Raw genomic sequence first — 18,901 nt, forward strand, 5'->3', positions numbered from 1 at the left:
AACCTACTCTGGCCCGATAGCTTAAAAAAGTACTCTGACCCCAATTTTCAGATGAGCTCTGCAACACTCTTTAAATAGGCTTTTTGAAGTGGTGTGAAATCCCACTCATTCAAAGCTTCATTAAATTCAAAATTGCCCACACGACCTCGCCAGCGTTCAGTGGGTACTGCTGGCCAATTTTTTATGTACACCAGCTTTCCATGAAGGCAGTGCAACACTTCAATTTGTGGTGATTTGGTATCGGCGTAAGTTACTTTCTCAGAGACAATAGCGCCTTCTTCACAATCTTGGTCGAAAAACACAAAGCCGCGATAGCTGCCGCTTTCTGTAATAGTAATGAGCGATGCATATTCTTTGCTCTTAGATACTTTTCTCAGCGCAGGCAAATAGCCATCGACTCGTTTTATTTGAAGCCCCTGTGATTTGTTGTGCCACTGCCATCCTGAGCTGCCCATAAAAGAAAGCTCGTTATTTTTATCGTTGAAATGGCTTAATGTTTCAAAGGTTTTCCAAGACGCAAAAGTGATAATGCACAGCATTAAAAAACCAGTAATGAAGATGAGTGGCTTTGCCATGTCTCAAGCCCTTTGCATTAGACAAACGTTTGTCTCTTTAGTTACAGACAAAGATCTAAGCTAGACTTTCATTGCAAAAAAGTAATACGCAGAGAGACAAATGTGCTGTGGCCTTAAAGCGTCCTGGTGCTGGCTTAATAACAGGAGAGACGCCGCTTAACGCTTACCTGACATTAAATACAGCGACATAAAAAGCCTCGCGCATTCGCTGTTTCGATAACACCATATCAATGTACTCTAAACAGAAAACTGATTTTGGACAATGATTCAGTAATTACGATTATAACTATCTATTTTGTTCGTTTTAATTGTTTTATTAAATCAGTGATTATTTGTTTAAACGAAAAGCGTGATTAACACCATTTCTTTAATCACACACTGACACCCAATTTTAGTAAGACTAAAAATCGGTGAGAAATAAACAGAAGGAATTCGCAATGAGTAAGTGTCCATTTTCAGGTGCAGCTATAAAACCTACTACGCTAACGTCTAGCAATGGTGCGCCCGTTGCCAATGACAATCAGAGTCGAACAGCGGGGCCACGCGGGCCGGTTACGTTCGACAACCATTATTTGTTTGAGAAGCTTGCGCACTTCAACCGCGAGCGAATTCCAGAGCGTGTAGTTCACGCAAGGGGCAGTGCTGCATATGGCACCTTTACGCTAACTAAGAGCTTATCTGACTACACTATTGCAGACTTTCTAAAAAAAGAGGGGCAAAAAACCGACGTGTTTTTGCGCTTTTCTACCGTAGGTGGTGGTCAGGATTCAAGTGACTATGCCCGTGATCCTCGTGGTTTCTCAGTGAAGTTTTATACCGAAAAGGGAAACTGGGACATGGTAGGAAATAATACTCCGGTATTCTTCTTACGAGATGGCATCAAGTTTCCTGACTTCATTCACAGTCAAAAGAAAAACCCGCGTACGAATTTGCCGGATCCGCAGGCCGTGTATGAGTTTTGGGCGAACAACCCTCAGTCATTACACCAATCGACAATCTTGATGTCTGATCGCGGTATTCCACTTTCATATCGCCATGTGAATGGCTATAGCTCTCATACGTTGAGTTTCTGGAATAACGCAGGCGAACGCTATTGGGTGAAATGGCACTTTAAAACTAACCAAGGTATTAAAACGCTAACTAGCGAAGAGGCGGCAAAGATGCCTGCTTATGGCGCTCAGCAAGACTTGGTCGAAAGCATTGATAACGGCGAATTTCCATCGTGGACCGTAAATGTGCAGATTATGAATGAAGAGGAAGCGCGTAATTACCACATTAATCCGTTTGACCTAACGAAGGTGTGGCCGCACAGCGACTTTCCATTAATTGAAGTAGGGCAGTTGGAGTTAAACCGTAATGTTGATAACTACTTTGCAGAAACTGAGCAAGCCGCGTTCGCGCCGAGCAATTTGGTACCGGGTATTGGTGCGTCGCCAGACAGAATGCTTCAAGCGCGACTAATTGGATATCAAGATGCGCACAGATACCGCATTGGTGCAAACTACAACCAAATACCGGTAAACGCGCCTCGTTGTCCAGTGCACAACTATCAACGAGATGGAGCCTTTGCGGGAATTAACCCAGCACTTGCAGGAAGTGGAGCCAACTTCTATCCAAATAATCGCGCGCGAGTTGGTGAACCGGCTGAAGCACCAGAGGTTCAAGAGCCGCCTATGCCGCTAGAGCAAGACGCATGGTTAGATATTTACGATAACCGTGACGAAGATAACTACTCACAGGCCGGTGACCTTTACCGCATTATGAGTGAAGATCAAAAACAGCAGCTGGTGAATAATATTGCTGACGGCCTAAGCCAAGCAACGCAAGACGTTCAAGAAGCGATGTTCGTGCAATACGACCTAGCTGATAGCGACTATGGCGAACGGGTAAGAAAGGCGGTAGCCAGCAAATAGAGTAAATGGGGTCAGAGTACTTTATTAAAATGTACTCTGACCCCTTTTTTACTGGGTAGCGACTAGGGCGTAAACGTGCAAGCGAATGGCCTGAAGTGCGCGTTCTTTCCAGTTACTGTCAGCTAGGCGGTTGCTGATGTTATGCTGACTTAAAGTGATATAACCATGACTTAGCGCCCACAACTGCATAGCCATGTTCTGTTTGTCATCAGTAGAAAGGTCTTTTTTAATTAGCGTCGTGGTGAGTGTAGTGAAGGTGTTGAAAGCTTTTTCACTTACTTTAGCGGAGTCATCACACGGCGTATAACCCTTTAAATTTGAAGAGAAAATAAGCTGGTAGTGAGCCGCATGGGCTTCTGAAAACGTTAAAATACGCTCGCAGCCGTTAATGACTTTCTCTGCTGGAGTATTGCCATCTGATGCCAATATTTCACGCTCTATCAATTCAAACCCTTCAATATAAAGCGCATCTAAAATACCCTGCTTACCTTTAAAGTGACTATAGATACCAATTGTGGACATACCGGCGCCTTTAGCGATGGCGCGAACACTCAGTGCGTTAGTGCCGCCTTTTAGAAATAGCGCAGAAGCGGCATCTAAGATTTTTTCTCGCGTATCTTTTTTCATTTAGTCATCATTTGTATGTTGCGCAATACAACAACGGTATGAAAAGTGATTTATAACGTTGTTATACTTCTTGTTTTACGTTTAACCTGCTGGTTAACAGGTCTTTTATAACAACACTATAGACGACAAATGATGTATTTACCTTTTCTCTAAGTAAGTATTGTTAGCACACAGAATCACGTTGTCACGATGCCGCAACAACACGTTGACTCACACATACTGATTAAAATAATTGGTGACCTTAGGCCATAAATGCTGACATTTACGGGAGAAAAACTTCATGTGACCTATTTCTTTTACGTTGTAGGCCTGTGGATCTAGCTCCTCAACTTCTGCTTCCATATTGGGGAAAACGCTAATCATATCGTGAACGTTATGAATATTAGCAATATCGTCGTCATTGGCGAGCAGCCATTTAGAAGGTATCTGAATGGTGTCGTAGTGATGCTCGTTAACATCACTGCCAAAGCCTGTTTTTACGTAGCCTTTACCGTTACACCATTTTTGCCACTGACGGGCCACTTTTTTAGGTAGTGGCTCTCCCATGCCGACCCACTGAGATTTAGTATGGCCGAACAGTAAATTACTCACGGGAATGTAGAAATTCATGAAGAAATGGGCTTTTAGCAAATAGCTTTTACGCATGTTTCTGAGACTGCCCGAAGAGCTACCAAAATTACAAAAGGCAGTAAGGTCGTGCACATTATGCATTAAACCCAGCAGCTGACCACCAGCACTATGACCGACAAGAAAGTAGGGGACGTTAGGGAAATGAATTTTCAATGTCTCTAGCACCGCTGGCATATCTTGCTCGCCCCATGTTACCAACGACGCATCGCTTTCTTTAACGCTGCTTTTTACCGAACCGCCAATACCTCTGTTATCGAAGGTGATAACACCAAAGCCTTGTTCACATAAATAGGCGGCAAAAGCGCTGTAGAATTGCCGTTTTATACCTGTTGCAGGGCCAATCATAACTGCAGCTTTAGCGGGGGAATGTGGAGTGAAAAGTGAAGCTGCTAGATGAGTACCATCTTCACAGGTTACTTGAATGTCCTTTGTCATCGTCTTGCTCACAAGGCATACCTTAGTTTTCGTTACGCTTCTGGTCATACCAGTAAAGCGCCGATTGTTAAGATTTGCAATAGTACGACTATTTCAATTTCTGATAATTACACATGTTGAACGCAAGTCGCGATTTTCATGTTTTTATGCGCGTGCTTTTGCCGTCTTAACCCAATGCTCAATAGGAGCCGGTTTTCCAAATAAATATCCTTGGAAAATATTGAAACCCATGTCTTTAAGTACACGCAGCTGCGCCTGTGTTTCTACCCCTTCGGCAATGGTCTGCATGTCTAGACTCTTAGCGAGGTCTAGAGTCATCTTAACAATCTTGCGATGTCGTTCAGACGTTTCTACTCTTTCTACAAACTCTCTATCTACCTTTATAACGCTAGCAGACATATCAATAAGCTGGGAAAGTGATGCGTGACCAGTGCCGAAGTCGTCAATAATAATGGTTGCTCCTACATTGGCTAACGACGTTAGGCGTCGCTTAGTCTCGTAATGGCTGGCTAATACAGACGTCTCTGTTAGCTCTAATTTAAGGCGTGCTCCAAGCTCAGGGCTCTCTGAGAAGCGACGTAATAGCTTTTCATAAAAGAGGTCGCTAAGTAATTCTGGCCCCGATAAGTTAATCGCTAGGGGGACCTTGGGTAGGTTGCTAGGCCACTTGTCTAAAAGTGCCAAGGTGCCATCGATAATTTTTTGTGTGAACAGTACTTCCCATTTGTTTTCTTCCACCAAAGGCAGAAACTGAAAGGGTTGAAGAACGGTACCAGACTTTGGCTCTTTCAATCTTGCCAGCACTTCGTAGCCCACCGTAACGCCATGGAGCGACACCTGAGGCTGCAAATACAAAGCAAGACACCCATTATCAAGAAGGGCCTTTACCTTATCTTTTTGTTGCGTATTTTCTCGAATAGTTTTCACCGTATTGATACTAAATGAGATGTACGGCGCGAATTCATCGCTTTGGCTTAGCGCTATTGCGCAGCACTCGGCGGCCGCATCTAAACTAATTTCACGACTGGCATGATAATGCCCCGCTCGCCATTTCAGCATATGCTCTACAGTGCCTCGCGCTGAGTTGATAACCATGCTGGTGGGCAATCGACGCTCAAGATAATGTTCTATACTTTGTGTTGAAAGATGTTTGCCGTTTACGGTAAATAAGAATTTAGCGCCAGGGAATTGATATACCGAGACATCATTTGTAAATTCGCTTTGTAAAAGTGACGCTACGCTTAAAAGCAGCTGATCACCTTGACTGTAACCGTATTGCAGGTTTACTTCTCTGAGGTTAGCCAGTTTCAGCAGAACAATATGTCGATTTAAAATACTCTCGCTCGACTCCGCTATTTTCCAAAAGTGATGGTTTTTCAGTCCCGTTAGTTCATTAAAATAGTGCTTCTCATACTGCTGCTTCTTGAATGCATCAAACTCCATCAAGCTTTTCTTATTGGCGGATATATCATGGCAGTGGATAAGTTGTTTTTTGTGATGCTCAAGGCTAGCAGGTTGAAGCTTAAATTCTCGTTCGGGTGCGTTAAAAATGGAAGCGTGTTGATTTACGCCCTTTGTAATGGGGTGAGATAAAGAGAAGAGATCTTGAATATATTCACTCTCTGGCCGGTACTTTTTGACTAGCGCTCTTGCAGCCTTGTTAGCCTGAATTATGCGCCCTTGTTCGTCACAAAAGAAAGACGGTGTACCACCATTGTTAAAAATTTCCTGATAACGGCTAACAAGTTTATTAAGCTTTTTGCTTTGTAATAAATTGTGCTCAGACTGTTTTTCTAATGACGACATGACCCGCAGTACAGCCATTGGAATGCAGAAATTGAAAAACAGGAAAATTAACGATGCTAAATACGTGTGGGTATCCGGCAATGTAATATCAATGCCGAACAAAGGAGATACTTGCGTATTGTTCAGCAGTGAATAATACGGAATGAGATTGAATAGCATGGTCGCAATGGATGCTTTCACCCCATACAAAACTCGAACAATAATAGGCAGCGTAAACAGCAAAAGTAAGCCATAACGCGCCGATTCTAAGTCTATTGTGAAGAAGAGTATGCACAGGGAAGCTCCAACTACCGCTAAGACTAAGCAAGCAGAAGCGATCTTTATATGCTTCAAGCCTATCGAAAGTGTGGCGAAGAGAAAGGCAGTGAAGCCCAGCGTTAAGTACATAACATAATAAAGTTCCTGTACATACGCAGTATATGAAGAGTGCGCCACGATGGCCGAGGTAAGGACAACGCCAATGAGCAGAATAGTGCGCAGCACACTGAGGCGCCACACGTCAGCATCGGTGGTTCTTAGGTTATCTTCATCAACTAAAAGATAGTGTTTTAAAATTCTTATTGTTCGAGAAATCACTAGTAAACCGCTGACGTTTAAATAAGTTCAATACTAGAGTGTTGCAAATAATTCACCGGAGTGAATGGTTTAATATAACCCTTTGCTAATGTTAGTGGTAGCAATAAACATAGTCATAACACTAATATATTCAATATGATAAAAAAAGGAGAGGGAAGTTTCCTTACTAATTAACAATAAGGAAACGTCTTAATTGATTGAGCTTAGTGCGCAGGGCCTTATACCGATAAAGTGAATACTTTAGAATTACGCTGGAAATTATATAGCTCTTTCTTCACGGCAGGTAGCGCACTTATGTCAGCAGGTTCAAACCCTTGCTCTAAAAACCAGTGTGCGGTAACTGTGGTCAGTACAAAAATGCTGTTAATACCGGCTTCTTTAGCACGGGCGCGCACTTCATCTAAAATCCGTTCGCCACGGTTTTTGCCTCGATAGTCTTGATGGGTTGCCACGCAGGCTAACTCGGCACAGCCGTCTTCAGGGTATAAATACAAGGCTGCACAGGCGATGATCATGCCGTCGCGCACTATCACTATAAACTGGTTAATTTCGTTCTCTAGACGCTCACGAGAACGCTTTACCAATACGCCACTTTCTTCTAGTGGTTTTATCAGCTTTAAGATACCGCCCACATCTTCGATGGTCGCTGCACGCAGTTGTTCATAATGATGTTCCATTACTAGCGAGCCCGTACCGTCGCGAGTGAACAGCTCTTGAAGCAAGGCACCGTCCTTTTCAAAGCTGATGCAGTGGGCACGAGGCACGCCGGCAGCAACGCTGGTGGTAAGGGCACTTAACACCGTATCTTCGGTGGTAATGTCGCCTGCCATGATAAGCTGTTCTAATTGAGGGCGTTCAATGGTGCGAAGTAAACGACCTTCGCGGTTGTATACACCATCAAAATTCGAAAATACGATCAGCTTGTCAGCTTTAAGGGCTATAGCCGCCTGCGTAGCTACATCTTCGTGAGACAAGTTAAACACTTCTCCTGTTGATGAATAGCCCATAGGCGATAGCAGCACAATTGAGCCATCGTTTAAGTGGTCGTTAATGCCGGTCGTATCAATACGGCGCACTAAACCAGTGTTTTCAAAATCAACGCCGCCTCGCACGCCCATTGGTTTGGCAACGACTAAGTTGCCAGAGCACACGCGTATTTGCGAGCCATGCATAGGCGAGTTTGGAAGCCCCATAGTCAATAAGGCTTCTACCTGAGAGCGTACCGAGCCGGCGGCATCTTTAACGCACTCAAGGGTTTGTTTGTCGGTAATGCGTACACCGCTGTCAAAGCGACCTTCGATGTTGCGAAGGGCAACGCGCTGATCAATCTGTGGGCGGGCACCGTGCACTACGACCACGCGCACGCCTAAGCTGTTAAGCAGGGCAATGTCGTGAATAATATTAGGGAAATTAGGATGTTCGATGGCTTCGCCACCGAACATCAATACGAAGGTCTTTCCCTGGTGAGCATTAATATAGGGCAGTGAACTGCGAAACAGTTTTATGCCGTCATGATGCGCTAATACCATCTAAGCAGTTCCTTGTCGCTACCCTTGCTTATCCAAGTCTTCCAGCTCTTGATACAGTGCTTTCGTCACGGTTTCTTTGCTGGTGCCGCCCAAGATATTGCGTTGATTCACGCCGTACTCTAGCTGTAGTACCGGGTATACGTCGTCTTCAATTTTATCGCAAATAGCCTGCATGTCGCTTAGTGGTAAATCTTCAATGGCACAGCCTTTGTCGATGGCCTGAAGCACAACGCGTCCTGCAATATCGTGGCCTGTTCTAAACGGTACACCTTTACCTACCAGATAATCGGCAAGCTCAGTGGCGTTAGAGAACCCTTGGGTTGCCGCAACGCGGCAGCGCTCTTCGTTTAACTGCAGTGAATCAAGCACTTCGCTGGCAATACATAAACAAATATGCCACTGGTTCACGGTGTCGATAGCGCCTTCTTTGTCTTCTTGCATGTCTTTGTTGTACGCAAGAGGAAGGCCTTTCATGGTAACCAATAGTGCCTGCAAAGAACCAAACACACGGCCACATTTGCCGCGCATTAACTCTAGTGCATCTGGGTTTTTCTTCTGCGGCATAAGCGATGAACCAGAGGTTACACTATCGCCAAGCTGTAAGAATCCTGCTTCGCCAGAGTTATAGAAAATCATGTCTTCGGCAAGACGTGACAAGTGCATCATGCTAGTGCTGGCTACAAATAAAAGCTCTAGCACAAAGTCTCTGTCAGACACTGCGTCTAGGCTGTTTAGGCATGGAGAATCAAAACCCAGTTCTTCAGCAATGGCGTGACGGTCTACAGGGAAAGTAGTACCTGCCAATGCGCCTGAACCTAAAGGGCACTGGTTCATGCGTACTTTCAAGTCGTCTAAACGGCTTAAGTCACGCTTTAGCATTTCAACGTAAGCCAAGCACCAGTGTGCAAAGTGAATAGGCTGTGCACGCTGTAAGTGGGTGTAACCTGGGATTATCGCTTCTTGATGACGGCTAGCGGCATTAAGAAGCGACTTTATTACACCTAAAACATCAGCGCGAAGTGAGGCAATATGTTCACGTACCCACAGACGAAAGTCGGTGGCAACCTGATCGTTTCGGCTACGCCCGGTATGAAGCTTACGACCAATGTCGCCAAGCTTCTCTATAAGCGCAGCTTCAACAAAGCTGTGAATGTCTTCTTCGCTAGAGGCGTTAAAGTCTAATTCACCTGCATCAGCTTTCGCTTTTAACTCGCTCAATGCAGACTCAAGCTGGGCTTGTTCATCAACGGTCAATACGCCTGCTTTTTGCAGCGCACGCGACCAACTGATAGAGCCTTGAATATCTTGGCTTGCCATAACTTGGTCAAACGGCAGCGAGTCGTTAACCTGTTTAAACATACTACTTGCACCGGATTCAAACCGGCCACCCCACAACGCCATGTGATGCTCCTTAAATGCTGTTCTGATTTAAGCTTTACTTTTGTAGGTAAAGCTTATTGTTCACCTTGTTTTTTCAGTGCTTCAATACGGCTTGAAAGGCTGAACAGGCGGATAAAGCCTTCAGCGTGCTTCTGGTCGTAAACATCGTCAGCACCAAAGGTGGCAAAGTCTTCAGAGTAAAGGCTGTTCGGCGATTTACGCTGGGTAACCGTAGCTTGGCCTTTATAAAGCTTAACCACGATATCGCCTGTCACTTTCTTAGCAAAAGACGCAGCGCCAGCAAGCAATGCATCGTTAAGGGCAGTGAACCAACGGCCGTCGTACATCACGTGTGAGAACTCAAGACCAATCTGCTCACGGTATTTAAGCGCAGCTTTATCTAGCACCATAGTTTCTAGGGCTTTATACGCTTTAAGCAGTACGGTGCCTCCTGGGGTTTCATAACAGCCGCGTGACTTCATACCTACAAGGCGGTTCTCAACAATGTCGATACGTCCAACACCATGCGCCGCAGCAACAGTATTAAGTTTAACTAGCGCTTGATACGGCGAGAGTGCCTCACCATCAACATGAGTCAGTTTACCTTCGTCAAAAGACAGGGTTACGCGCTCTGGAGTATCAGGTGCATCTTCAGGATCAACGGTCATGGTCCACACTTGCTTGGTAGGCTCTTGCCATGGATCTTCAAGCTCGCCACCTTCGTGTGAAATGTGCCATGCGTTTGCATCGCGGCTGTAAATTTTGGTTGCTGACGCCGTGGTTGGAATATTGCGCTCAGCTAGATAAGCCAATAAGTCTTCACGGCTTACCATGTCCCACTCACGCCATGGCGCGATTACCGTAAGGTCTGGGGCTAGAGCAGCAAAGGTACTTTCAAAGCGGACCTGGTCGTTACCTTTACCCGTACAGCCGTGGCATAGTGCGTCGGCACCTACTTTGCGCGCAATCTCAACTTGCGCTTTGGCGATAACCGGACGTGCCATTGACGTACCCAGTAGATATTCACCTTCGTAAACCGCACCGGTAGTGATAGTTGGGAAGATATATTCGCTTACGAACTCTTCTTTCAAATCAACAATGTGGCATTCGCTTGCGCCAGATGCGATAGCTTTTTCATGAAGACCTTCTAGTTCTTCATCACCTTGACCCACATCTGCTGCAAATGCGACAACTTCACAGCTATAGTTTTCTTTAAGCCATGGAATGATGGCTGATGTATCAAGCCCGCCTGAATAGGCCAGCACGATTTTTTTAACGTTTTGCATCTAAATAATCCTTCTAAGCGTCTTTTTAGGCGTCTTTTTAAGCGTTAAGTAATTGGGTAAGAATGGCGTTTTGGCCATGCATTCTATTTTCGGCTTGCTGCATTAATAGCGATTTATCGCTATCAATCAACGAGCCCGTAATTTCTAAATCGCGATGGGCAGGTTGGCAGTGCATAACGTAGCTAGCACCGGTTGCTTCCATCAACGCTTCGTTCACCTGATAAGGCATGAACTTTTCTTTGATCACTTCAAGTGGCGTCTCGTCACCCATTGAAAGCCATGTATCTGCATAGATAACGTCTGCGCCGTTAGCAGCACTAAGCTCTGTGCTTTCAACAATCGATACACCCGTTTTCTCGGCAATCGCTTTGGCTTGCGCCACAATTTCAGGTGCCGCTTCGTGCCCCTCTGGCGTGACTACAACTTGGTTGCAACCTAGAAGCGCCCCAACAATTAACAGAGAATGAGTTACATTGTTGCCGTCGCCTACATAGGCCATGGTAAGACCTTCGGTTTTGCCGAAGCGTTCAAACATTGTAAGGTAGTCGGCAAGGCCTTGGCATGGGTGGTACTTATCGCACAGCGCGTTGATAACCGGCACGTTTGCCGCCTTAGAAAAGGTTTCTAGCGTATCGTGAGAAAATACGCGAGCGACTATGGCGTCAGCCCAGCACGCAAGGTTAGCGGCGGTGTCTACTGCGTCTTCACGGCCGGCTAATTTGCCCGACTGCACATCTAAATACACCATGTGGCCGCCAAGCTTGTTGATACCAATATCGAAGCTAACGCGGGTTCGCAAAGACGGCTTTTCAAACAGGGCAACAATTGACTTCCCCGCAAGCACGTTGCTGTAACTTGCTGGGGCTTGTTTAATTTCTACAGCCAATTGCAGCAAGTTTTTCATTGCGTCGGGTGTCCAGTCTGCAAAGGTTAGTAGGTCCTGTTTCATTGTACTTCTCCGGCATTGCCTTTCGTAAAGTCTGTGTGGGGTAAATCAGCGTTTTTTGACGGTGTATTTGTCAGGGCTGAGGGCAGTATTTGCGTGCCCGTTTTCTTATTTAAAATGTCGTTGATGTCGGCGGCCCAACTCGCGATGTAAACTGCGCGGCCTAAATTCTCTGCAGACGCGAGTGCCGCATCCACTTTTACTTTCATCCCGTCGGTGATAACGCCTTCATCTGCGTACTTCGATATGCTTGCTGCGTTAAGTTCGCTAATAAGCAATTTGTCGCCATCAAGCACACCGTCAACATTGGAAAGGAGTAAAAGTTCAGCGTTAAGAAGCTCGGCAATAACCGTTGCGGCTTGGTCGGCGTTTACATTTAGTAATCTGCCTTGTGGGCTTGAACCAATAGAACTGATAACCGGTAGTGTTGACTGGGCTAATACGCTTTTTAGAAATGATGCGTCTGCTGTCGACGGCACGCCCACGGCACCATACTGGTCAGCTAGAGGTTCACACACCACCATATTACCGTCTAACAACGACAAACCAACAGGGGTTAAGCCTGAAGCCAAAGCCGCTGCGCATAGCTGCTTATTGGCAGAGCCTGCGAGGGCTCCACAGATATAAGGCATATGTTCATCGGGCGTAACCCGAAGGCCATCTATTTTTGTGCTTTGAAGACCAAGACTCGCCATTAGCGTTTCCACTAATGGTCCGCCTCCGTGAACCACTACGACGGGGCGTGTGGCCTGCACGTCTTTTACGCTTAGAAATAAACGTGTAATTGCGGCGGTGTCGTCGAGTAATGCACCGCCAACTTTAATTACAATTGGTGAAACACTCATAGTACTAACCCTGTCTCTACTGGTTGTTTCGTCATTATGTTAAGGCACTGTATTGCCTGAGAGGCAGCACCTTTCATTACGTTGTCGATTGCAGCGGTAATCACTGCGTATCCAGATGCTTCATCTAATTTCCAGTGCAGATCAACAAATGGGGTATGAGCAACGTCATCAATTTTTGGAAAACTCTTGCGCAAACGCACAATGGGTTTATCAGCATAGGCGTCAGTGTACGCTTGTTCAAGTTGTGCGCTGGTGGTACCAGCTTTAACCTTAACGGTTACGGTCGCCAAAATTCCTCTTTTAAAATTACCTAAGTGCGGCGTAAAGATAACGGGGGTACCCAAGTAAGCTTCAATTTCAGGGGTATGGCGGTGACCTAGCACGCCATATGCCTGCAGGCTAACTTCAAAAAAACTTGTGGTTAGGCTGGCTTTCCTACCTGCACCCGATACGCCGGAAACAGCGTTAATTACAGGGCGTACGCTTTCATCTAGTAAATTGTTGTGAGCAAGAGGTTTAAGTGCACTAAGGCTCGCAGTGGGATAGCAACCCGGCACAGCGATAACGTCGGCAGAGGCAATTTGCGCTTCGTGCCACTCGGCAAGGCCGTAAACAGCTTGAGCCAAGCTTTGCTCTTGCGTATGTGGAAAGCCGTAGAACTGTTCGAAGACATTCGTGTCTTTTAGCCTGAATGCACCCGACAAATCGAGCACTTTGGCTTTGCCCGAAGATAGGACAGGCATCCAGTCGTGGCTCGCCTCGTGAGGAGTGGCAAGAAAGATAAAATCGACACCGTCAGCCATTTCTTTTAATGCCGCATCCGAAATAGGCGTCAGTGTGGCATTAACGTGAGCCAAGTTGCCGTGAAGCTCTGCAATATTTTTACTCGCATCGCTACTATTCTCAGATACGTAAGTCCCCGCTAATGCAAGTTTAGGGTGCTGAATAACTAACTGAACAAGTTGTGCCCCTGTGTAACCACTGGCACCAATAATCGAAACGCTGTACATAATCAAAAATTCAATAAAAGGAGAAAAAAAACACTTTTTACCTTTGTAAACTGGTTGGGCGTAAATCCTTGCCTAACCGCTACCACATTACAAAGGTAAAAAGTGTGCTACCGCAAAAGCATAGAAAGGCGCACGCATCGTCGTACGCTATGCATCGTGTAGCCAGCCAGGGGAGAGGTAAACTCTTTATCGTTGCCAGTGGTTGAACCAACAACGCGAGTTGGTTGTGTCATCATCAATTCCTATCAAGTCGCAACTCAAAATTATGAGTTGGATGCTTTAACCGTCGACTAGTGTATCTAATCTGAATTTTTATGCAATAAAAATGTATAAATATTTTATTGGGTGGTTGCGGCGACTACGCCACAAAAAATATAACTAATAATATATTTATAGTTGTGACAGTAAGTTGACAAGTTACGCAATAGAACTGAATATTTATACTCACTGTATGGCATGGTTGAGTGGAAATGTTTACCAGTAATGCACGTCGTTCATCATTAATGCGTGATATGACTAGTTACAGTGTCTAACCATGCAAAGCTGGTAAATTGTTACCGTATGTCGACAGTGGCCGTGAGTATTGGTTGTTAGGATTAACTCGGAAAATAAAATGGGCAAACTTACCTTGGCGCTTGTTGCGCACGATCATAAAAAGCCTGAGCTACTTGCTTGGGTTAAGCAGCACATTGATGTGCTCAAACAGTGTAATTTAGTGGGAACAGGCACAACAGGCGGTTTAATTGCCAATGAAACGGGGCTAGAAGTTACGCGCTACAAAAGTGGCCCGCTTGGTGGCGACCAGCAGATAGGAGCACTTATCGCTGAGAACAAGCTAGATGCACTTTTCTTTTTCTGGGATCCGCTAAACCCAGCGCCTCACGACCCTGATGTTAAAGCGCTGCTACGACTGTGTTCGGTATGGAATGTGCCAGTCGCCTGCACACCCGCCACAGCTGACCTAGTAATAACGTCGCCGCTTTTTCTGTCACCCGACTACAAGCCAGTTAAACCGAATTTTTAAGATTGGTTAAATCAACGGCCTTGTAGTTTGGTGGGCAGAAGCTGGTCTTTAGGTTAATTGAAACCTCGTTGAACGAACTGGTAGGCAGCATCTGCTGCCTTGTTGGTTATTCCGGCGGTTATATCATCAGTCTGAATAGATGCGGTGGCATCACTCGCCTGCGTTTGTGGCGCACCTGAAATGTTAGCACTTACCTTACTGTCGATGCTTGGATTGCTAAAAACTGACGCGAGTAAAGACTGCCCCATCGACCACATATTGTTTGAGATGCTTTGTCCTGTCACATTCTCTACGGTCAAATCGATAGCGTTATACATTAATCCGCCTATTCCGCCATATAAAAAACTTCCCGCCAAGCTTGCTGCCGCGGCCGTGTGATTTGACGTGGTTGCTTCATAAATATCCGAAACTATGGGTAGGTGATTTGCAATATTTAACGCATCAAATCCGTCTTTAAGATCAAGCCCATCGTCTCCGAAAGCGCCGGAATACAAATTATCGAAGAGTGTTGGAGTAGTATCACTTTGATTATTGGTGGCCGTGTTGCTATCACCATTTCCCAGAACGCTAGTAGTAGCATTTACGGGCGTTTCATTGTTGGTAGCTAGCGATTGAAATACATTGTTTTGCAATGTATTTAACAGCGTGCCTTGCATGGTGGCAATTGCATCATCCGATAAAACCCCATTGACGCTACTCGTACCAGAAAGCAAAGATAATGCGCCTTGAACATCGCTGGCTGTGCCGGTAAGCATATTAGATTGTGTTGAGAGATTAGCTTCGCCTGATATTTTGCTGTCGATTGCATCAGCTTCATTCGGTTGATTCTCTATTGCGAGTAACGATGCGAACAAAGACGGCAAAGACTGGCCGCTGGTTGCCGCTTCATTGGCTACTTCTGTTGAATTTGACGATTTATTTTCAATGTCAGCAGTATGTAAACCAAATTTTGAAAGTAGTGCGCTGACGCCATTTTCAGCAGTGTTAGTTGTTGTATTTTCTAAGGCCATAACATCCCCTACCCGCAGGCATATATTTGATTTGTAAAGGTTTTGCAAATAAGTCAAGTGAACGAGATTTCTTTTAATTTGTTCGTTTACACTTGCTCCTGTTAGGTCATGGATGGCACTTAATTTACACACTGCATAAAAATTAACACTGAGCAATGTCATGAAAGTTCGATGCCATATACACACACTAATCGCAATCTTTACACTTGGTGGTTGTGCCCAAACACTTACTGACGAAGAACAAGTGGTTCAAAGTAGTCCTACCAACCCAAATGTGTCGCAACGCGCTGTAAAGCCTGTTGAGGAAGAGCCGTCGCCTGGCGATCCCCGTTACTCACCCCCTAGGATGGAGCCAACGTCGACCTTGCATGTACCCACGGGTTCGCTATTTAATCCTGAACATTCTGTAGGGCTTTATGAACGCCACGCAAGCTTCAAAGTGGGCGACATGATTCTAGTTAAGCTTGAAGAACAGACGCAGTCGGAGAAGTCGCTCGATTTTAATACAGACAAAAACACATCCTTTGATTTGTCTCCCGTCACACTAAAAGTGGGGGGAATTCGAATTGACGAAGATGACGTTGAGGTGGAGCACGAACAGGACAGTGAGTTCGCCAGCTCTGCTAAAACTAAGCAGTCAAATTCGATGAGTGGCAGCATTACCGTGTATGTTACGGGAATAACGCCAGCAGGGAATTTACTGGTAACGGGTGAAAAGTGGATAACGATGAACAGAGGAAAAGAGTACATTCGCTTTTCAGGAGAGGTCAGAAAAAAAGATGTGGATGAAAGTAATACCGTATTGTCTTCAAAAGTCGGCAACGCGTTAATTGAGTATAGCGGTACGGGTGAGCTGCAAGATAATCAGCAGCGAACGGTGATTGGCAAGCTGTTTTCAATATTTGGATAAGCGCGATGAAAGGCACTATTTTGCCAAGCTTACGCATCAGTCTTACTGCTTTGCTGGTACTACTTCCTTCTTTGGTTACACAGCACGCACGGGCTCAATGGGTACAGGGTGAAGCTACAATGGCACTCGCTGGCGCAGAACTTAGCGACGTGAGAACCAGCGCCATACAAAATGCCATTGCTGACGCGGCTTTTCGCAGTGGCAGTACCATTTCCGCGCAGGATATCACGGTAGACGGGCTACTCCTTTCCAGCAAAGCCGAAATTCGTTCTCAGGGCAGAGTTCAAAGAGTAGAGATCATAAGCGAAACACTCAAAGACGACGCGCTTACAGTGGTGGTGAATGTAAACATTACGCCTCTGTTCAATTGCACTAACAACGGACTTGCCCATCGCATTTTAGTGACAGAATTTCCTTTAACATCACCCCAACAGGCCGCGACTGGCATGCTCTATTCATTTGGCAGTCACGTGTCTCAACGATTTGCTCAGCAACTCAACGGTCTTTATCAAAGTGGAGATGTAAGCCAGATTCCTGTTTCTCTTATTAACGCTAACACCTGGTTAACCTCCAGTCTGTCAGACATTGATTTAACGGCTATGTCGACCTTTCTGCGAAGTGAATATGGGCAGCAGTTCGTGGTATTCGGGTTTGTAAAGGACATTTCTCTTTTCGAACAGGTGTCGCAGGCTACCTCGGTATTTGAAACTGATGGTGTCGCGCTTCGCCGGAATTTTACCGTTCAGGTTTACGTGCTCGACACTTTCAAAGCCAAGGTGATTTTTAATGATAGCTATCACAGCGAGGCCGATTGGCCCTTTTCTCAACATTATTCGGTGGATATGAGCAACAGCTTGTTGTGGCGCAGTGATTTTGGGCGCATGGTCCTCAATACGGTACACGCTGCTATTACTGACATTCACGCGGCACTTCAGTGCGAAACGACTTATGCGCAGGTCATTGATATCTCGCCTGACTACATTGCTATAGATCTGGGTAAAAATAGTGGGTTAGCCGTGGGCGATGAGTTTTCATTGGTTAAGCAACGGGCGCTGCCTGCGTTGGGCTTATCAAGAAAGCCGGGACTGTTTTCAACGAAGACTTTGACTTTGCAGGTGTACGAAGTTTCTGATGACGTCAGCTTGCTTAAAGCGGAGTCAGGTAGTGATAGCGTACATATTGGTGATTTTGTCACGCCGTTAACTCTCTCGGCGAAACGTAGTTTAAAAGAAAGTCAGCAGGTTGAAAGCCAGCCATAAAAAAGGCTGGCCAAGGCCAGCACTTTTTACGGTGGGTTAGGGTGTTACTGAATACTAAGAACGCAGTAAGTCACGTAGCTTTCGACCTTCTTCGCGCTGCGCTTTTAACTCAGCTTGCTGTTCAGGCGTTAGTACTGCAAACATGGCCTGGCGCTGTTTGGCCTTTTCAACACCAGCACTGACAAGGTCGTCTTTGTACTGGGCAACAAGAGCGTTCCAAGAGTCTTGTGAGAAAGACGAGCTTCTAATCAGATCGCGCTGGGCTTCCTTGAAGCTTCGCAACGTTTCTCTATTGGCTTTGGATGTATCCTTGAATGATTCACGAAGTTCAGCAAGATTTGCCAGCTGATCATCGGTCAGGTCAATGCCTTTAAACGGCGTGCCATCCCGCTGGTGATCTCTGTCGCCTCTTTCACCTTTACCGTGACCACGGAATTTTTTGCCTTTGCCTTCATCATCCATACGTTTTGCAAATTGTGACTTTTGCTCGTCAGACGCGTTGCGTCGCTTATCGCCTCTCGCCGCTCTTTTTTGATCTCTACTTTCTTCGCGTGCCAAGACTTTCGCTTGCTGCTCTTCACTTAGCACGTTAAAAATATTGTGGCGTAGTTGCGCAAGCGCAAAGTGTTTCGACTCACGCTCTTCAAGTTGAGTTTGTATAAAGGTGCTGATTTGTGCCTCAGAAGCAGTTTCAAAATCGAAACTTGGCTTCTCACTATCGTGATTTTCAGGTCGAGGGTTAGCGTCTTTAAATGCGCTTATGAGTGTTTTTATCTCTTCGCGTTGTGCGTCGCTTAAGCTTAAACCGCGAAGGTGTTTAACAATTTCTTTAACCGGTTCGTGGTGACGCATACCAGGGCCTGCTGGCTGAGCCAACGCAAGTCCACCTAAGCTAATCGCCGCTACAGTTGCACTAGCAATTAATAACTTTTTCATTGTCGTCTCCTTTTTGTTCGGACACGTTAATCCTAGCGTGATAAATACAAAAAGCAGTCAACACACTGTAAAGCTTCTGTAAAGGTGATGCCGTTTTGTAATTGTAAAGGTCTGAAAAGATATAGTATGCGTTTGTCAGTGTTTTTCGTTTAATTTAGACAAGACTCACCACAAGCGCAGGTTGAAGTTTATAAAAATTACAGG

At 45.5% G+C, this 18,901-nt stretch carries 16 protein-coding genes; 4 read left to right on the plus strand and 12 right to left on the minus strand.

Annotated elements, in window-relative coordinates:
- Positions 1 to 47: 47 nt before the first annotated feature.
- Positions 48 to 575, minus strand: a complete 528-nt coding sequence (locus ACFI6L_RS13125; RefSeq protein ID WP_014948042.1) for a hypothetical protein — start codon at positions 573 to 575, stop codon at positions 48 to 50.
- Between the two features lie 437 nt (positions 576 to 1,012).
- On the opposite strand from ACFI6L_RS13125, the gene ACFI6L_RS13130 reads away from it, so the two are divergent.
- Complete coding sequence (locus tag ACFI6L_RS13130; RefSeq protein WP_462574166.1) at positions 1,013 to 2,488, plus strand: catalase; 1,476 nt, start codon at positions 1,013 to 1,015, stop codon at positions 2,486 to 2,488.
- 48 nt (positions 2,489 to 2,536) lie between these two features.
- On the opposite strand, the gene ACFI6L_RS13135 is transcribed toward ACFI6L_RS13130, so the two are convergent.
- From ACFI6L_RS13135 to argC, 9 genes are all read right to left on the minus strand, one after another.
- Positions 2,537 to 3,115 carry a TetR/AcrR family transcriptional regulator gene (locus ACFI6L_RS13135; protein WP_278346981.1) on the minus strand — a complete coding sequence of 193 codons (579 nt, stop codon included), beginning with the start codon at positions 3,113 to 3,115 and terminating at the stop codon, positions 2,537 to 2,539.
- 210 nt (positions 3,116 to 3,325) lie between these two features.
- Positions 3,326 to 4,180, minus strand: a complete 855-nt coding sequence (locus ACFI6L_RS13140; protein ID WP_014948047.1) for an alpha/beta hydrolase family protein — start codon at positions 4,178 to 4,180, stop codon at positions 3,326 to 3,328.
- A gap of 144 nt (positions 4,181 to 4,324) precedes the next feature.
- Positions 4,325 to 6,562 (minus strand): bifunctional diguanylate cyclase/phosphodiesterase, encoded by a 2,238-nt coding sequence (locus tag ACFI6L_RS13145; protein WP_462574167.1) that lies wholly within the window; start codon positions 6,560 to 6,562, stop codon positions 4,325 to 4,327.
- A gap of 218 nt (positions 6,563 to 6,780) precedes the next feature.
- The gene (gene argA, locus ACFI6L_RS13150) at positions 6,781 to 8,091 is read right to left on the minus strand and encodes an amino-acid N-acetyltransferase (RefSeq protein ID WP_239244625.1); all 1,311 of its coding nucleotides are present in this window, start codon (positions 8,089 to 8,091) and stop codon (positions 6,781 to 6,783) included.
- An 18-nt stretch (positions 8,092 to 8,109) separates the two neighbouring features.
- Positions 8,110 to 9,492 carry an argininosuccinate lyase gene (gene argH / locus ACFI6L_RS13155; protein ID WP_014948049.1) on the minus strand — a complete coding sequence of 461 codons (1,383 nt, stop codon included), beginning with the start codon at positions 9,490 to 9,492 and terminating at the stop codon, positions 8,110 to 8,112.
- Between the two features lie 53 nt (positions 9,493 to 9,545).
- Positions 9,546 to 10,757 carry an argininosuccinate synthase gene (locus ACFI6L_RS13160; RefSeq protein ID WP_462574168.1) on the minus strand — a complete coding sequence of 404 codons (1,212 nt, stop codon included), beginning with the start codon at positions 10,755 to 10,757 and terminating at the stop codon, positions 9,546 to 9,548.
- A 37-nt stretch (positions 10,758 to 10,794) separates the two neighbouring features.
- Positions 10,795 to 11,706, minus strand: a complete 912-nt coding sequence (locus ACFI6L_RS13165; RefSeq protein ID WP_014948051.1) for an ornithine carbamoyltransferase — start codon at positions 11,704 to 11,706, stop codon at positions 10,795 to 10,797.
- A complete protein-coding gene (gene argB / locus ACFI6L_RS13170) occupies positions 11,703 to 12,548 on the minus strand; it encodes an acetylglutamate kinase (RefSeq protein WP_462574169.1) in 846 nt (281 codons plus the stop codon). The genes ACFI6L_RS13165 and argB overlap by 4 nt, the downstream gene beginning before the upstream one ends.
- Positions 12,545 to 13,558, minus strand: coding sequence for an N-acetyl-gamma-glutamyl-phosphate reductase (gene argC / locus ACFI6L_RS13175; RefSeq protein ID WP_014948053.1), 1,014 nt, complete (start codon positions 13,556 to 13,558; stop codon positions 12,545 to 12,547). The genes argB and argC overlap by 4 nt, the downstream gene beginning before the upstream one ends.
- 613 nt (positions 13,559 to 14,171) lie before the next feature.
- On the opposite strand from argC, the gene ACFI6L_RS13180 reads away from it, so the two are divergent.
- Positions 14,172 to 14,582 carry a methylglyoxal synthase gene (locus tag ACFI6L_RS13180; RefSeq protein WP_014948054.1) on the plus strand — a complete coding sequence of 137 codons (411 nt, stop codon included), beginning with the start codon at positions 14,172 to 14,174 and terminating at the stop codon, positions 14,580 to 14,582.
- Between the two features lie 53 nt (positions 14,583 to 14,635).
- Here the strand turns inward: ACFI6L_RS13180 and ACFI6L_RS13185 are convergent, their stop codons facing one another.
- Positions 14,636 to 15,592 carry a hypothetical protein gene (locus ACFI6L_RS13185; RefSeq protein WP_462574170.1) on the minus strand — a complete coding sequence of 319 codons (957 nt, stop codon included), beginning with the start codon at positions 15,590 to 15,592 and terminating at the stop codon, positions 14,636 to 14,638.
- 160 nt (positions 15,593 to 15,752) lie between these two features.
- Here ACFI6L_RS13185 and ACFI6L_RS13190 point away from each other — a divergent pair, with 160 nt between their 5' ends.
- Together ACFI6L_RS13190 and ACFI6L_RS13195 are read left to right on the plus strand one after the other, a co-directional pair.
- Complete coding sequence (locus tag ACFI6L_RS13190; RefSeq protein WP_014948056.1) at positions 15,753 to 16,502, plus strand: flagellar basal body L-ring protein FlgH; 750 nt, start codon at positions 15,753 to 15,755, stop codon at positions 16,500 to 16,502.
- Between the two features lie 5 nt (positions 16,503 to 16,507).
- Positions 16,508 to 17,761: a flagellar assembly protein T N-terminal domain-containing protein gene (locus ACFI6L_RS13195; protein ID WP_462574171.1), complete on the plus strand. Its 1,254-nt coding sequence runs from the start codon at positions 16,508 to 16,510 to the stop codon at positions 17,759 to 17,761.
- A gap of 54 nt (positions 17,762 to 17,815) precedes the next feature.
- Here the strand turns inward: ACFI6L_RS13195 and ACFI6L_RS13200 are convergent, their stop codons facing one another.
- Positions 17,816 to 18,697, minus strand: a complete 882-nt coding sequence (locus ACFI6L_RS13200; protein ID WP_039225068.1) for a Spy/CpxP family protein refolding chaperone — start codon at positions 18,695 to 18,697, stop codon at positions 17,816 to 17,818.
- Between the last annotated feature and the right edge of the window lie 204 nt (positions 18,698 to 18,901).

It is taken from the genome of Alteromonas sp. G4i35 (assembly GCF_054960375.1).

Excerpts from the sequence above, each read along its gene's own strand:
- ACFI6L_RS13125 (WP_014948042.1), bottom strand. The coding sequence starts at position 575 with ATGGCAAAGCCACTCATCTTCATTACTGGTTTTTTAATGCTGTGCATT.
- argB (WP_462574169.1), bottom strand. The coding sequence starts at position 12,548 with ATGAGTGTTTCACCAATTGTAATTAAAGTTGGCGGTGCATTACTCGAC.
- ACFI6L_RS13165 (WP_014948051.1), bottom strand. The coding sequence starts at position 11,706 with ATGAAACAGGACCTACTAACCTTTGCAGACTGGACACCCGACGCAATG.
- ACFI6L_RS13130 (WP_462574166.1), top strand. The coding sequence starts at position 1,013 with ATGAGTAAGTGTCCATTTTCAGGTGCAGCTATAAAACCTACTACGCTA.
- ACFI6L_RS13180 (WP_014948054.1), top strand. The coding sequence starts at position 14,172 with ATGGGCAAACTTACCTTGGCGCTTGTTGCGCACGATCATAAAAAGCCT.
- argH (WP_014948049.1), bottom strand. The coding sequence starts at position 9,492 with ATGGCGTTGTGGGGTGGCCGGTTTGAATCCGGTGCAAGTAGTATGTTT.
- ACFI6L_RS13135 (WP_278346981.1), bottom strand. The coding sequence starts at position 3,115 with ATGAAAAAAGATACGCGAGAAAAAATCTTAGATGCCGCTTCTGCGCTA.
- ACFI6L_RS13195 (WP_462574171.1), top strand. The coding sequence starts at position 16,508 with ATGAAAGGCACTATTTTGCCAAGCTTACGCATCAGTCTTACTGCTTTG.
- ACFI6L_RS13160 (WP_462574168.1), bottom strand. The coding sequence starts at position 10,757 with ATGCAAAACGTTAAAAAAATCGTGCTGGCCTATTCAGGCGGGCTTGAT.
- ACFI6L_RS13190 (WP_014948056.1), top strand. The coding sequence starts at position 15,753 with ATGAAAGTTCGATGCCATATACACACACTAATCGCAATCTTTACACTT.
- argA (WP_239244625.1), bottom strand. The coding sequence starts at position 8,091 with ATGGTATTAGCGCATCATGACGGCATAAAACTGTTTCGCAGTTCACTG.
- ACFI6L_RS13140 (WP_014948047.1), bottom strand. The coding sequence starts at position 4,180 with ATGACAAAGGACATTCAAGTAACCTGTGAAGATGGTACTCATCTAGCA.
- argC (WP_014948053.1), bottom strand. The coding sequence starts at position 13,558 with ATGTACAGCGTTTCGATTATTGGTGCCAGTGGTTACACAGGGGCACAA.
- ACFI6L_RS13200 (WP_039225068.1), bottom strand. The coding sequence starts at position 18,697 with ATGAAAAAGTTATTAATTGCTAGTGCAACTGTAGCGGCGATTAGCTTA.
- ACFI6L_RS13185 (WP_462574170.1), bottom strand. The coding sequence starts at position 15,592 with ATGGCCTTAGAAAATACAACAACTAACACTGCTGAAAATGGCGTCAGC.